Raw genomic sequence first — 14,300 nt, forward strand, 5'->3', positions numbered from 1 at the left:
TCAAAAAAACGGAATCATCGCGCTTGGCCAATAAGTTGGCATGCCCGCTTCGACACGGCGGGCCGAACTACTTCCAATCGCCGATCGTCGCCTGAATGACGGCCATGGCCGCAACCGCGGCGGTATCCGCCCGCAGGATGCGCGGCCCGAGCGGAATGGCGGTTACGAACGGCAGTCCGCGTAGCAGCGCCCGCTCCGCATCTGAGAATCCGCCTTCCGGGCCGACCAGCAGCGCCAGCTTGCGCTCCTCGATCTCGCCGAGCGCGGGCAGCGGATTCTGGCTGTCGTGGCCCTCGTCGCAGAAGACAATGCGCCGGTCGGCCGGCCAGTCCTGCAGCAGTTCCTCCAGCCGCCGCGGCGACCTCACCTCTGGAATGCCGAGGATGCCGCATTGTTCGGCGGCCTCGATCACATTCGCCTCGATCCGGTCGACGCTGGTGATCTTGCCCTGAACGTGCTGCGTCATGACCGGCTGCAGCACGCCGGCGCCCATTTCGACGGCCTTCTGCACCAGATAGTCAAGTCTGCCCGCTTTCAACGGCGCGAACAGGTAGTGGAGGTCGCTCGCAGCCGGTTGCGGCCGCGTCTGTTCGAGCGGCGTCAGCAGCAGGCGCTTGCGGGTGGGGTAGCTCAGTCGCGCGCGCCACTCGCCATCCCGGCCGTTGAAGACAAGGACCTCCGCTCCTTCTTCGGCCCGCAGAACGTTGGCGAGGTAATGGAACTGATCCCGGGATGCTTCAAAGTCGACATTCGCGGCAAGCGTCGGCTCGACGAACAGGCGCTGCATGCGGTAGTTGGCGCGCATTTTCCTACCCCTCAGCCGAACAGGCCATGGAGAATGTTGAAGAGGATCGCCGCCGCCATCGCCGTCAGCGGCACGGTGACGATCCAGGCCGCGATGATGGTCATGAAGTGGGAGCGGCGCACCAGGCGGCGGCGGCTGATCTCGTCAGGGTTGCGGTCGGCGACCTCCTCCCGGTCGACGTTGCCGCCGCGTTCGCGGATATATTGTCGCCGGCGCCGGGAATTGCGCGTGTACCATTCGCGAAAGAAGCCGACCCCGAAGACCGAACCGACCGCCACGTGCGTCGAACTGACCGGCATGCCAAGGGCGGAGGCGACCAGCACGGTGACGGCGGCCGACAACGCCACGCAGTAGGCCCGCATCGGGTTGAGCTTGGTGATGTCCTTGCCGACCAGCTCGATCAGTTTCGGCCCGAACAGCAGCAGCCCAAGCGAGATGCCGAGCGCGCCGATCAGCAGGACCCATTGCGGCGCAGCAACGCCGAAACCGGTCTCGGCCGCCTGGGTCGCCTGGACGATCGCCGCCAGCGGACCTACCGCATTCGCCACGTCGTTTGCGCCATGCGCGAAGGACAGAAGCGCTGCGGAGAAGATCAGCGGAATGCGGAACAGCTTGCGCAGCGACTGGTTGCGATTCTCGAGCCCAGCCGACTGGCGCGTGACGATGGGAATTCCGGCCATCCAGGTGAGGGCGCCGATGCCAATGCCGATGCCCGTGCCCGCGCCCGTACCGAGCCCGACGACATGGCCGAGCGGACCGATCATCAGATAGGCGGTGAAGCTGCCGCTCATCAGGCCGAGCAGCGCCGGCACCCACCGGCGCGCCGCCGCGATTTTGTCGTCGCGATAAATGATTGTTTCGTTGATCAGGAACAGGCACAGCGCGGCGATCGCGCCGCCGAGCAGCGGTGAGAGCACCCAGGAGGTCGCAATCCCCGACATCAGCTTCCAGTCGACCGCGTTTGCTCCGGCCGCGGCGACGGCCGCACCCGTCACGGCGCCGACGATCGCGTGGGTCGTCGAGACCGGCGCACCGAGCCACGTCGCGACGTTGATCCACACCGCCGCTGAGAGCAGGGCCGTGACCATCGCCAGGACCAGCGTTTCCGGCGCCATCGATGGTGTTACCACGAGACGCTCGGCAATGGTCGCAACCACGTTGCCGCCGGCCAGCATGGCGCCCATCGTCTCGAAGACGGCGGCGATCGCCAGGGCGGCCGCCATCGTCAGCGCCCGCGAACCGACGGCGGGGCTGACATTGTTGGCGACATCGTTGGCGCCGATGTTCAGGGCCATGTAGGCCGCGAGCGCCGCTGCGGCGATGATGACGGCAGCGCCTGGCCGGTCGATCACGGCGGAGCCGGCCAGAATCATTGCGAGCGCCAGGAAAATGAGCCCAATGCCGGGTGCGATCAGTTTCCTGGAGACAAAATGCGTCGCCTCCTCGACACGCGTCAGCTTGTCGAGGTCCTTGTCGAGAGTCGCTTTGCCCAGCCGCGTGGGGGTATTGTCCATCCGGGTTGCTCCAGTCACCGTGGCACTACTGCCTCAGTGAAACGAGAGCAATATGGCGGACCGTTCAGGCTTGCGCATTTTTCGCCGGCTCGGGCCGGTGGGCGGCCGAACGTCCGGGCTGGAATTCCCGGAGCAGTTTCTTCAGTCCGGGTTCGGCGACGCGTGCTGCAGCTTCGGCGCAGCTCACCCATTCCAGTCGCCGCTCGCCCTTCTCCGGAAAGTTCTTGCAGAGATCGCTCACTTCGAGCGGGTAGACCTGCACCTTGCACGGCACCGTCAGCCCCTGCGAAAGACCCTTCTGATACATGTAATAGCCGATCGATTCGGCATGCACGGTGCCCCGGACGCCGGCCTCCTCATAGGCTTCGCGCTCGGCGACGGCGTGGGGCAGGCGGCCCTGCATCGGCCAGCCCTTCGGGATGACCCAGCGGCCGGTATCACGGCTGGTGATGAGCAGAACCTCCGGCAGGTTGTTTTTCTTGCTGATCCGGTAGCAGAGCGCCGCGTACTGTATCCGCGCCGGCCGTCGGAACATCAGCCGCACGTCGCTGGCAATTCGATTGAGAATCTTCACTTTGGTCTTCATTTCCACAGCCGCCCACGGCTGATTCGCCTTCAACGCGCGTTGATCGAGTATGAGCGCCTTTTCGCCGCTGTAAACGGCAGCCCCCGCACCGGAGCCGGGTAGCGCTCAAAAGGGATCAGAAAAGGGCGGCTACTCGTTGTTGGCGGCGTGGCGATGTCGCATCCGCAGGTGCGAGATGCGCTGCCATTCACCGCTGCGCTCCGCGTCCCGAATGGCTCCGGCGATATAGTCGATATGGGCCTCGGCAGCCGCCTTTGCAATGGCCGGCTGCCCGGCGAGGATGGCCGCGCCGATCGCCTCATGCTGGGCAAGCAGACGCCCGCGGGCCTCGTCCGAGGCGAAGACGAGGTGCCGGTGGAAGAAGATCCCCTGCTCGAGCAGCCGGTAGCACGATCTGAGCGTGTGCAGCAGGATGATGTTGTGGGCCGCCTCGCCGATCGCGCCGTGCAGATCGACATCGGCGGCCAGTTCGTCCTCGAGGCGCCCGCTGGCATGGGCCGTGCGCATGTCGTCGAGAATGCCTCGCAGCACCTGGCGGTCGTAATCCGTCGCCCGCTGAGCAGCGAGTTCCGCCGTGATGCCTTCCAGCGCCCGCCGGTACTCCAGGTAGTCGATCGTGGCGCGCTGGTGGCGGGCGATCAGGTCGAGTACCGGGGTGGAGAAGACCTGGCCGATGATGTCCGCCACATAGGTGCCGCCGCCCTGCCGGCTGACCAGCAGTCCGCGCGCCTCCAGTTCCTTCAGCGCCTCGCGCAGGATCGGCCGCGACACGTCGAACCGCTTCGACAGTTCGCGTTCGCCCGGCAGCCGGTCGCCGTCGCGCAGCACGCCTTCGAGCAGCAGCAGCTCGATCTGCCGCACCACCTCGTCCGCCGTGCGGCCGTGGCTGACGCGGGCAAACAGGTCGGAGGCGGTCTCGGCGCTTTGGCTTTCCATGCGCGGAGGATAGCAGGGCGCCTAAACTGGTCAATTAACTTGTCCAGAGTTAGGGCGATATCCTGCGTCAATGCGCCATGTTTCGCAGCAATTGTCTTTTGCTAAACAATCGCCTCGATGCATCCGCATTGATGCATCTCAGGAGGGGGACGAACCAGGCATGAGCAACGGAAGCTTCGCTTTTCCGACCGCCGCCGTGCGCGCGCAGGCGCTGGGCGAGATCCACGCTCGCCCTTACGCGCTGGTGCCGTCACCACGCGTCATCTTTCAACTCGCCTTCCTGACCGAAGGCGGAACCGGCGTCGACCACGCGGTTCTTTCCGATCTTTCCCGCTCGCGCGGGGTCTCGCCACCGGCCCGCGACGCCAGCCACCACGCGATGAGCTGGGGGCAGGGGACGCTGCGTTGGGAGCGCCACACCGAGTTTTCGACCTATTTCTGGGACAGCCCGGTGCCGGAGCGGTTCGGCGAGCCCGTGCCCGTCCATCCCTTCGGCGACAGCTTCTCGCCGCCCGGCACGCTGATCTCCGGTATTCGCCTCGAAATACGCCCGGACACGCCGCAGACGCGGGAGGCGATCCGCAGCTTCGACCCGACCAGCCTGTGCTACAGCGAGGTCAAGGACGGGCAGGCGATGATCCTCACCGACTTCCGCCAGAACGGCGACGGGCTGACGCAGATCCTCGTCATCGACCAGGGGATGACGGAAGCCGGGCGCGGCGCGCTGGTGCAGCGCCTGCTCGACATCGAGACCTACCGGACGCTCGCGATGATGGGGCTGCCGCTCGCCCAGTCGCTGTCGCCGGAGATCCGCCGCATCGAGGACGGGCTGACCGCGGTCACCCAGCGCATGAAGCAGCATGCGCGCGTCGAGGCCGACACGATGCTCGCCGAGATCACGCGGATGGCCGCCGAACTGGAGGCGAACGCGGCGCTCAGCCTGTATCGCTTCGGCGCCAGCCGCGCCTATTACGGCATCGTGCAGGAGCGCATCCGTACCCTGGCCGAGACCGCGATACCCGGTTACGAGACGCTCGGTTTCTTTCTCGAAAGGCGGCTGGCGCCGGCGATGCGCACCTGCCAGTCCATCGAGGAGCGGCAGGCGAACCTGTCGCGCAAGCTGGCGCGCGCCACGGCACTGCTGCGCAGCTGGGTGGACGTGGAACTGGAGCAGCTGAACACCGGCCTCCTCAATTCCATGGACCGGCGCGCCAAATTGCAGCTGCGGCTGCAGCAGACGGTGGAGGGCCTGTCGGTCGCTGCGATCTCCTACTATGTGGTGGGTCTGTTCGGCTATGTCGCAAAGGCTGCGCACGGGCTCGGCCTGCCCGCGAAACCCGAGACCCTCACGGGCCTGTCCGTCCCCGTCGTGGTGGTCGGCATGTGGCTGCTGGTGCGGGCGATCCGGCGAAGGCACGCGGAAGAGGACGCTCACTAGGGGCAGTGCGTCCGTCCGGTCCCAGCCGCAATCCGCGGCAGCGAAATCAACCAGGCCGCGGGCCATGCTCCCAGTAGGGCGTGGGGCCGTAGAGGTCGGCCAGGTAGTCGATGAAGGCGCGCACCTTCGCCGGCAGGAACTGCCGGCTGGCATAGACTGCCGACAGTACGACGTTGCGCGAGCCCTCGTATTGCGGCAGCACCTGCACCAGCCGACTGTCGCCCAGCTCGAGGCCGATGTCCCAGGTCGAGCGCAGCGCGATCCCCATTCCGGCGATCACCGCCTCGCGCACCACCTCGCTCGAATTGGTGACCAGTGTGCCGGCCGGCCGGTACACGACCGCGCCCTCGGGTCCCTCCAGCCGCCAGACGTCCTGGTTGTGCGGCGGGATGCAGAGGTGGTGCGACAGGTCGGCGATCGAAACGGGTGCGCCGTGTCGCTCGACATAGGCGGGGGCGGCCACGAGGACGCGCCGCACCGACGCGAGACGCCGCGCCACCAGCGAGGAATCCTCAAGTTCGCCGATGCGCACCGCGAGGTCGAACCCGTCGGCGACGATATCGGAGAACTTATCGGTGAGCACCAGATTCACCGTCAGTTCCGGGTTTGCCTCCATGAAGGGCTTGAGGTGCGGCGCGATGTGCATCCGGCCGAAAGAGGTGGGGGCGGAGATGCGAAGCGTCCCGCGCATGGCACCCGCGCGCCCGGACACGAAGGCCTCCGCCTCTTCGATCCCGGCCAGGATGCCCAGCACGCGCTCATGGAAACCCTGTCCGGCCTCCGTCAGCGAAACCTGCCGCGTCGTGCGCTGGAGGAGCCGCGTACCGAGCCGTGTTTCGAGGCGCTTGATCCGCTTGGAGACGGCGGCGGGCGCGAGGCCCAGCGCGCGACCGGCAGCCGACATGCTGCCCGTAGTCACCACGCGCGAGAAGATTTCGAGATCGGCCAGGTCCGTCATAAATGCGATCCATTTTCGCCTTACCGGAAAGAATGCTTACCATTTGCCCGACTCTCCGCATAGTGGTAAACAAAAAATACCAATTGATCGACTCTGGAGGCCCCTTGGGATGGAGCAGATAGGCTTCCTGCCGCCGAAACCCGCAGTGCTGTCGCGGCGGCGCGAGATCGTCGGGGACCTCAAGGACCTGCTTCCGGAAGGCTGCCTGGTGCATGAGCCGCGGTCGCTTGTGCCCTTCGAGACCGATGCCTTTGTTTCCTACCGCCGCGCGCCGCTTGCCGTGGCGCTGCCGGAGACGACCGCCCAGGTGGCGGCCGTCCTGAAGTATTGCCACCGCTACGGCATTCCGGTGGTGCCGCGCGGCGCCGGCACCTCGCTCTCCGGCGGCGCGATCCCGCAGGAGGATGCGGTCGTCCTCGGCCTCTCCAAGATGACGCGCATCCTCGAGGTCGACTATGCCAATCGGACGGCAACCGTCCAGGCCGGCGTCACCAACCTGTCGATCTCGGACGCAGTCTCCGCCGACGGTTACTTCTACGCCCCCGACCCGAGCTCGCAGCTCGCCTGCACGATCGGCGGCAACATCGCCATGAACTCCGGCGGCGCGCACTGCCTGAAATACGGGGTGACGACCAACAACCTGCTCGGCGTGAAGATGGTACTGGTGGACGGCACGGTGATCGAGCTCGGCGGCAAGGCGCTGGACGCACCGGGCCTCGACCTGCTCGGCCTCGTCTGCGGCTCCGAGGGCCAGCTCGGTGTCGTCACCGAGGCGACGGTGCGGCTGATCGCCAAGCCGGAGGGCGCCCGGCCGGTGCTCTTCGGCTTCGACAGCTCGGAAGAGGCGGGTGCCTGTGTCGCCGACATCATCGGCGCCGGCATCATTCCGGTGGCGATAGAGTTCATGGACAAGCCGGCGATCGAGATCTGCGAGGCCTTCGCCCAGGCCGGATATCCGATGGATGTCGAGGCGCTGCTGATCGTCGAGGTTGAGGGCTCCGAGGCCGAGATGGACGGCATGCTGCAGAGCATTGTCGAGATCGCCGGCAGGCATGGCGTCAAGGTCGTCAAGGAGAGCCAGTCCGCCACGCAAGCCGCGCTGATCTGGAGGGGCCGCAAGTCCGCCTTCGGCGCGACGGGGCGGATTGCCGACTATATCTGCATGGACGGCACCGTGCCGCTCAGCCAGCTTTCGAACGTCTTGCGCGGCACCGCCGAGATCGTTGCCCGTCACGGCCTGCGCGTCGCCAACGTGTTCCACGCCGGCGACGGCAACATGCACCCGCTGATCCTGTTCAATGCCAACGATCCCGAGGACGCCGCGCGCGCCGAAGCTGCGGGCAACGACATCCTGAAACTCTGCGTCGACGCCGGCGGCTGCCTGACCGGCGAGCACGGCGTCGGCATCGAGAAGCGCGAGCTGATGCGGCACCAATATACCGACGCCGATCTCGCCCAGCAGATGGCGGTGCGCGCCGCCTTCGACCCGCAGTGGATCCTCAACCCCTCCAAGGTCTTCCCGCTGGAAGGGCGCCCGGCCGTATGACGATCATCCACGATCCCTTGTCCGAGGAGGCTGCCTCCCGGATCGTTCGTGCTGCCGTGGCCGCCGCCACTCCGCTCGAAATCCGCGGCGGCGGCACCCGCACGCTCTGGAGCGGCAGCACCAATCGCGACATTCTCTCCTCTGCGGCCCTCTCCGGCATCGTCGCCTACAATCCGGCCGAGATGACGATGACCGCCAAGGCCGGGACGCCGCTCGGAGACATATCGGCAGCGCTCGCCGAAAGGCGGCAGATGCTCGCCTTCGAGCCGCTCGACCTGCGCCCGGCGCTCGGCACGAGCGGCATCCCGACCATCGGCGGGGTCTTTGCCACCAATGCCTCCGGCCCCCGCCGCTACGTCGCCGGTGCCGCCCGCGACAGCCTGCTCGGCGTCCGCTTCGTCAACGGCTCGGGTGAGATCGTCAAGGCCGGCGGCCGGGTGATGAAGAACGTCACGGGCCTGGACCTGACGAAGCTGCTCGCCGGCTCCCGGGGCGCGCTTGCCTTCCTCACCGAGGTGACGTTCCGGCTGCTGCCGGTTCCGGAAACCTCGGCCACCATCGTCGTCTCCGGCCTGAACGACGCGGAAGCCGCTGCCGCGATGGCCACCGCCATGTCGATGTCGGTGGAGGTCTCCGGTGCTGCACATTTGCCCGAAAGCGTCTGTGGCCGCTTTGCCGGCGGCCGCCTGCCGGCCGGTGCCGCGACGGTTCTGCGCCTCGAGGGCCTTGCCGGATCCGTCTCCGTGCGGTCTGAAAAGCTGCAGGCGGCGATGGCGCGGTTTGGCGCGGTCTCGTCGCTCGATGTCGAGGCGACGGTCCAGCTCTGGCGCGAGATCCGGGACGTCCATCCCTATGCCGACGGCACCGCCCGGCCGCTCTGGCGCGTCTCGGTCGCCCCCACCGCCGGCCACCAGCTCGTCGCGGCCCTGCGCCTCGAAGCCGGCATCGACGCTTATTATGACTGGCAGGGCGGCCTGGTCTGGCTCAGAATGGAGGCCGATCCCGAGGCGGATCTGCTTCGCCGCTACGTCAAGGCGCTCGGGGGAGGGCATGCGACGCTGATGCGTGCCTCCGCGGAAGCAATGGCCGCGACGCCTGTCCTGCAGCCGCAGGCCGAAGCGGTCGCGGCGTTGAGCGCGCGGATCAAGGACAAGTTCGATCCGGCCGGAGTTTTTGTCGGTGCATTTGCAGGGGCGTAACTGATGCAGACCAATTTCACGCCCGAGCAGCTCGCAGACCCGCATGTCGCGACCTCCGAAAAGATTCTCCGCAAGTGCGTTCATTGCGGATTCTGCACCGCAACCTGCCCGACCTATGTGACGCTCGGCAACGAGCTCGACAGTCCGCGCGGCCGCATCTACCTGATCAAGGACATGCTGGAGAACGGCCGGCCGGCCGACGAGGAGGTCGTCACCCATATCGACCGTTGCCTCTCCTGCCTGGCCTGCGTGACGACCTGCCCCTCCGGCGTCGACTATATGCACCTCGTCGATCACGCGCGCATGCACATCGAGAACACCTACCGCCGCCCGTTCAAGGACCGGGTGACGCGCAACCTGCTCGCCGCCGTGCTGCCCTATCCGCGCCGCTTCCGGCTGGCGCTGCGGGCGGCAGCGCTCGGCCGGCCGTTCGCCGGCCTGTTCAGGCGGGTGAAGGGGCTCGCGCCCTTCGCCGCCATGCTCGATCTCGCGCCCCGGCAGGTGCCGAAATCCTCCGGCAGCCGGCCGGGTACGCATCCGTCGGTTGGAACCCGGCGCGGCCGGGTCGCGATCCTCTCCGGCTGCGCCCAGCCGGTGCTGAAGCCGCAGATCAACGAGGCGACCATCCGGCTTTTGACCCGTCTCGGCATCGAGGTGGTGGCGCCGGCCGCCGAGGTCTGCTGCGGCGCGCTCGTCCACCACATGGGCCGCGAGGAACAGGCGCTCGAATCGGCCCGCCGCAACGTCGACGTCTGGCTGCGCGAGATCGACAACGGCGGACTCGACGCCATCATCGTCACCGCCTCCGGCTGCGGCACGACGATCAAGGATTACGGCTTCATGCTGCGGCTCGATCCGATCTACGCGGAAAAGGCCGCCCGCGTCTCCGCGCTCGCCAAGGATGTGACGGAATACCTCGCCACCCTCGACCTGCCCGAGCAGGAGCCGAAGCGCCTCACCGTCGCCTATCATTCCGCCTGCTCGATGCAGCACGGCCAGAAGATCACGACGCTGCCGAAGACGCTTCTCAAGAACGCCGGCTTCACCGTGCGCGACCCGGCCGAGGGGCATCTGTGCTGCGGTTCCGCCGGCACCTACAACATCCTGCAGCCGGAGATTTCCGCGACGCTGAAGGCGCGCAAGGTGAAGAACCTCGAGGCCACGACGCCGGACGTGATCGCCACCGGCAACATCGGCTGCATCACCCAGATCGCCACCGGGACCACCGTGCCGATCCTGCACACGGTCGAACTGCTGGACTGGGCCTACGGCGGCGAGAAGCCGGCGATGCTGGTATCGTAAGGAACCTGAATGATGCGCTTTCCAAGCCTTGTCGCCCTGATCGGCCTGGCCTTTCTTTCGTCGACGACTGCCGCGCGCGCGACCGGCAGCCTTGGCTGCTCGATCGATGACGGTAATCTTCGGCTCGAGGTCGAAAGCGCAGTCGGCCATGGCAATGGAGCGCCGCTGCTGAATTTCCGCGGCGAGTTGGCTCTCCCTGCCTTGATCGCCCCGAAGGGGCTGGAAAAGACAACGCTGGACCGCTCCAACCTTCCGCAAAACTGGCTGCATGGCGACGAACTGCGCCTGCTGGTCTATGTCGAGACCACGGGCGATCTGCCGTTTGCATCGGCAGAGATCGTGATGATGACAAAGGCGCGCGAAGACCAGATCACATATGATGGCGACTACCTGTTGCGGCTGTTCACCGCCGCCGGGGACGGGGAGGTGACCGAGAAGCGGGGCAAGGTGCGCTGCTCGGTCGGTTAGCCGCCGGACCGCCTGCTTCAAACGAAGACGGCGCGCAGCCAGCGGGCCCGCGCGCCGTTAGCAGTCGCAGCTCCCGCGACTTAGATCAGCCGCCGAAGTCGCCGAAGATCGTCCGCAGCACGTCGACGCCGCGGTCGTCGTAGCTGACCTTGCCCTGGCGGTCGCCGGGGCCGACGACGATCACCTTGGCGCCGACGTCGGCGCGCTCGTAGAGGTGCTCGACGTCCTTGTTCATCATGCGGATGCAGCCCGATGACATGTTGAGGCCGATCGACCAGGGCTCGTTGGTGCCGTGGATGCGGAACGCCGTGTCGTTGCCGGCCTTGCTGTAGAGATAGAGGGCGCGCGCCCCGAGCGGGTTGTTGATGCCGCCCTCCATGTAGGGCGGCAGGATCCGGCCCTTCTTGCGTTCGCGGGCGATCATTTCCGGCGGCGGCGTCCAGCCCGGCCATTCGGCCTTGCGGCCGACCTTGACGACCCCCGACCAGCCGAACCCCTCGCGCCCGACGCCGATGCCGTAGCGGATCGCGCGGTTCTTGCCCTCGACGAGATAGAGGAACTTGTTGTTGGTATCGACGATGATCGTCCCGGGGCGCTCGTCGGTCGCAAGGCGCACCATGCGGCGGTGATACTTCGTAGGCACCGGCTTCTGCTGCGCGATGTAGGCGACATCGCCCGAAGCGGCGTCCGGTGCGCGGGCCGGACCCGTGGTGAAGGCGCTTGCCGATGCCGCCGGCAGCACAAATGCGAGCGATACGCCCGCCGCCAGCAGCATATGCATGAATTTCGTCATGTGAATTCCCTCTGGTCCCGAAGTGCAGCGGAAGCTAGCGAAGTTTCACAGCATTTCAAGCGCTCCGGCACGTGGTAAAGACCGCATCGAGCCAGTGGAATGTCAGCAACGCCATCACTGTTGCGCACGGCACACAGAGAAACGGCGGCCCGCTGGATTGCTGCCGCCGTCGCGTTTTCAAACCCGATGCTGGCGCCCCTTGCGCTCAGATCACGATGACCTTGGTACCGACATTGACGCGCTCGTAAAGGTCGACCACGTCCTCGTTGCGCATGCGGATGCAGCCGGAAGAAACCCCGTAGCCGATCGTCCAGGGCGCATTGGTGCCGTGGATGCGGTAGAGCGTCGAGCCGAGGTATAGGGCGCGCGCGCCGAGCGGGTTCGCCGGTCCCCCTTCCATGAAGGCGGGCAGGTAATGGCCCTTGGCGGCTTCGCGCGCGACCATCTCCTGCGGCGGCGTCCAGCTCGGCCACTCCCGCTTGGAGGTGACCTTGTGCGTGCCGGCCCATTCGAAGCCGGGCTTGCCAACGCCGACACCATAGCGCCGCGCCTTGCCCTGACCGAGCACCAGGTAGAGGAAGCGGTTGTTGGTGTCGATGATGATCGTGCCGGCCTTGTGCTGCGTCTCGTAGTCGACGATCTGCGGCAGGAACATCGGATCGAGCTTCGTCTGGACCGGACGTGTGCCGTTCACCGCTGCAAGTTGCACCGCATCGGGATTGCGCCGGGCCGCGGTCCGTTTCTGCTGCACGCGCTGGCGTGAGGCGATCCGCGGCGAGGACACCGCCGGCCGCACGCCCTGGCCGGTCAGTTGCAACACCCAGGGAGCAGTGAGGTCCGGGCTGACGACAACCGGGGGGCGCGACCCGTAGCGGTCGCTCGCACTGGCGGCCTGGGCTACGCAAAGCAGGCTTGCGGCAACAAGAATGGTTTTTTTCAACATCGGCGTACTCTCGAGCTTTTTCGCCGCACAGGATGATCCCGTCGTCCCTGAGGCCAGGGTGCCGGATGCGGGTGATGCGCCCGGCCCGGGGTGCGTGGACGCCGATGCTCGCACCGCCGGGACAGCGAAAGGTAAATCTGCCTTCATTAAATGCCTATGGAAGGTGGAAACCTGCGGGTAGGGTTATTGCAGCCTTTCCGAATCTGGTTGATGAGTGGTGAATCGGAACAAAGGGGAAACGAAGGGAGCGGCATGGCGATGACGGGCATCATCATAGGCGAGGACGGACGGTCGCGTTGCGCCTGGCACGGCAACCTCGAGGACTATCGCCGCTATCACGATGCGGAGTGGGGGCGCCCGGTCACCGACGACTTCCGCCTGTTCGAAAAGATCTGCCTCGAGGGGTTCCAGTCCGGCCTGTCCTGGCTGACCATCCTGCGCAAGCGCGACAGCTTTCGCGCAGCCTTCGCCGGCTTCGACTACGACAAGGTCGCAGCCTTCGGCGACGACGACATCGCCCGCTGCCTTGCCGATCCGGGCATCGTGCGCCATCGCGGCAAGATCGTCTCGACCATCAACAACGCGCGGCGGGCGCAGGAGATGCGCCGCGAGTTTGGCTCGCTTGCGCACTATTTCTGGAGCCACGAGCCGCCGCCAGGCGAGCGGCCGGAGGTGATGGATTATCAGACGCTGATCGCCAACCCGACCACGCCGACCTCGACGCGCATCTCCAAGGACCTGAAGAAACGCGGCTGGACCTTCGTCGGGCCGACCACGGTCTACGCCTTCATGCAGGCGATGGGCCTCGTCAACGATCACCTCGCCGGGTGCTTCTGCCAGCCGGAGGTGGAGCAGCTCAGGCTGGACATGAAGCGCCCGTTCGCGGCCGTCCCGGCGTCCTGATCGGCAGGACCAGTCTGCATGATGACGGCCCGGCATCGGCGGCGCAAATTCCTGTGGAATACAACCGGAGCTAGGGTGACAACGTGTATTTTCCCGCGAATCATGTATCTTGTGGTTGCGGGGCTATCGGAAGACTGATCAGTGGGGGAGTTTCTGCGTTTTCCGTCTGGTGCACCGTGCAGAGCTAAAGGAATTAGCCCACCGGGGAAGTAATGACGCATAACGGGGAAGACATCGAAGCTTGGGCCTGTAACAAGGCTCAGGAGATCGTTCTGCGCGAGGGGTTTGACCTCATCCGCTCGGCAAGAACCGGCAGCAGCATTGAAATTCGGCAGTACAGCATGACGTTGGCAAGGGCGATAGCAGCTTCGCTGGTCGAAGCCTCGATCGCCAGCGACACGCGACCCGCGGCAGTGAACGAGTAGCCAGCGGGCGAGCAGCCAGCGAAAGAACAAATGGCGGACCAGGTGAACGGGCCCGGCGAGACGTCGCCGGGCCCGTCGCCTTTACTGGTTGCCGTGCTTTGCCACCCAGGCCTTCATCATCTCGATCTCGGCCTCCTGCGCCTTGATTACCTCTTCGGCAAGTTTGCGCATCTCGGGGTCCCTGCCGAATTCCAGTTCGATCTTCGCCATGTCGATCGCGCCCTGGTGATGGGCGATCATGCCGCGGGCGAAATCGACGTCGGCGTTGCCGCTGAACTCGATGTCCATTCCCGCATGCATCTTCGCATTGGCTGCCGCGAAGGCTTGGCTCGAGGCGCCCTGATCGCCCTTCGGCGCGGCGGCCTGCATCATTGAGTGATCCATCGCCTGATGCGCCGAATGGTCCTCTGCGAAGGCGGGCAGGGCGACGGCAAGCGCGAGGGCCAGGCCCGGCGCAAAGGTTTTCATGCTCATGTAATGTCCT

General features: G+C 66.2%; 15 protein-coding genes. 7 read left to right on the forward strand and 8 right to left on the reverse strand.

Features of this window, described 5'->3' with window-relative positions; translation table 11 throughout:
• Positions 1 to 67: 67 nt before the first annotated feature.
• The 4 genes from C7449_RS00080 to C7449_RS00095 form a co-directional block, all read right to left on the reverse strand.
• Entirely contained in the window at positions 68 to 805 is a 738-nt protein-coding gene (locus tag C7449_RS00080) for a 16S rRNA (uracil(1498)-N(3))-methyltransferase (RefSeq protein WP_108000753.1), read from the reverse strand.
• 11 nt (positions 806 to 816) lie between these two features.
• The gene (locus tag C7449_RS00085) at positions 817 to 2,319 is read right to left on the reverse strand and encodes an inorganic phosphate transporter (protein ID WP_108000754.1); all 1,503 of its coding nucleotides are present in this window, start codon (positions 2,317 to 2,319) and stop codon (positions 817 to 819) included.
• Between the two features lie 64 nt (positions 2,320 to 2,383).
• On the reverse strand, positions 2,384 to 2,893 hold the full coding sequence (locus tag C7449_RS00090; RefSeq protein WP_108001370.1) for an NUDIX hydrolase: 510 nt from the start codon (positions 2,891 to 2,893) through the stop codon (positions 2,384 to 2,386).
• Between the two features lie 141 nt (positions 2,894 to 3,034).
• Complete coding sequence (locus C7449_RS00095; RefSeq protein WP_108000755.1) at positions 3,035 to 3,841, reverse strand: FCD domain-containing protein; 807 nt, start codon at positions 3,839 to 3,841, stop codon at positions 3,035 to 3,037.
• 160 nt (positions 3,842 to 4,001) lie between these two features.
• Here C7449_RS00095 and C7449_RS00100 point away from each other — a divergent pair, with 160 nt between their 5' ends.
• A complete protein-coding gene (locus tag C7449_RS00100; protein ID WP_108000756.1) occupies positions 4,002 to 5,279 on the forward strand; it encodes a DUF3422 family protein in 1,278 nt (425 codons plus the stop codon).
• Positions 5,280 to 5,325: 46 nt separating this feature from the next.
• Here C7449_RS00100 and C7449_RS00105 read toward each other — a convergent pair whose 3' ends face one another.
• Positions 5,326 to 6,237 carry a LysR family transcriptional regulator gene (locus tag C7449_RS00105; RefSeq protein ID WP_108000757.1) on the reverse strand — a complete coding sequence of 304 codons (912 nt, stop codon included), beginning with the start codon at positions 6,235 to 6,237 and terminating at the stop codon, positions 5,326 to 5,328.
• 109 nt (positions 6,238 to 6,346) lie between these two features.
• Here C7449_RS00105 and C7449_RS00110 point away from each other — a divergent pair, with 109 nt between their 5' ends.
• From C7449_RS00110 to C7449_RS00125, 4 genes are read left to right on the forward strand one after another with little or no spacing between them, the layout of a single operon-like run.
• The gene (locus tag C7449_RS00110) at positions 6,347 to 7,783 is read left to right on the forward strand and encodes an FAD-linked oxidase C-terminal domain-containing protein (RefSeq protein WP_108000758.1); all 1,437 of its coding nucleotides are present in this window, start codon (positions 6,347 to 6,349) and stop codon (positions 7,781 to 7,783) included.
• Entirely contained in the window at positions 7,780 to 8,982 is a 1,203-nt protein-coding gene (locus C7449_RS00115) for an FAD-binding protein (protein ID WP_108000759.1), read from the forward strand. The genes C7449_RS00110 and C7449_RS00115 overlap by 4 nt, the downstream gene beginning before the upstream one ends.
• A gap of 3 nt (positions 8,983 to 8,985) precedes the next feature.
• Positions 8,986 to 10,284, forward strand: coding sequence for a glycolate oxidase subunit GlcF (gene glcF / locus C7449_RS00120; protein WP_108000760.1), 1,299 nt, complete (start codon positions 8,986 to 8,988; stop codon positions 10,282 to 10,284).
• A 9-nt stretch (positions 10,285 to 10,293) separates the two neighbouring features.
• On the forward strand, positions 10,294 to 10,752 hold the full coding sequence (locus C7449_RS00125) for a hypothetical protein (protein WP_108000761.1): 459 nt from the start codon (positions 10,294 to 10,296) through the stop codon (positions 10,750 to 10,752).
• Positions 10,753 to 10,837: 85 nt separating this feature from the next.
• On the opposite strand, the gene C7449_RS00130 is transcribed toward C7449_RS00125, so the two are convergent.
• Together C7449_RS00130 and C7449_RS00135 are read right to left on the reverse strand one after the other, a co-directional pair.
• Entirely contained in the window at positions 10,838 to 11,545 is a 708-nt protein-coding gene (locus C7449_RS00130; RefSeq protein ID WP_108000762.1) for a L,D-transpeptidase, read from the reverse strand.
• 205 nt (positions 11,546 to 11,750) lie between these two features.
• Entirely contained in the window at positions 11,751 to 12,488 is a 738-nt protein-coding gene (locus C7449_RS00135) for a L,D-transpeptidase (protein ID WP_108000763.1), read from the reverse strand.
• Between the two features lie 252 nt (positions 12,489 to 12,740).
• Between C7449_RS00135 and C7449_RS00140 the strand changes: the two genes are divergently transcribed.
• Together C7449_RS00140 and C7449_RS00145 are read left to right on the forward strand one after the other, a co-directional pair.
• A complete protein-coding gene (locus C7449_RS00140; protein ID WP_108000764.1) occupies positions 12,741 to 13,391 on the forward strand; it encodes a DNA-3-methyladenine glycosylase I in 651 nt (216 codons plus the stop codon).
• A 212-nt stretch (positions 13,392 to 13,603) separates the two neighbouring features.
• Positions 13,604 to 13,816, forward strand: coding sequence for a hypothetical protein (locus C7449_RS00145; RefSeq protein WP_108000765.1), 213 nt, complete (start codon positions 13,604 to 13,606; stop codon positions 13,814 to 13,816).
• A gap of 81 nt (positions 13,817 to 13,897) precedes the next feature.
• Here the strand turns inward: C7449_RS00145 and copM are convergent, their stop codons facing one another.
• Entirely contained in the window at positions 13,898 to 14,290 is a 393-nt protein-coding gene (gene copM, locus C7449_RS00150) for a CopM family metallochaperone (protein WP_108000766.1), read from the reverse strand.
• Positions 14,291 to 14,300 lie beyond the last annotated feature (10 nt).

The sequence above is a fragment of the Mycoplana dimorpha genome (assembly GCF_003046475.1).
GTDB classification, from domain to species: Bacteria; Pseudomonadota; Alphaproteobacteria; order Rhizobiales; family Rhizobiaceae; genus Mycoplana; species Mycoplana dimorpha.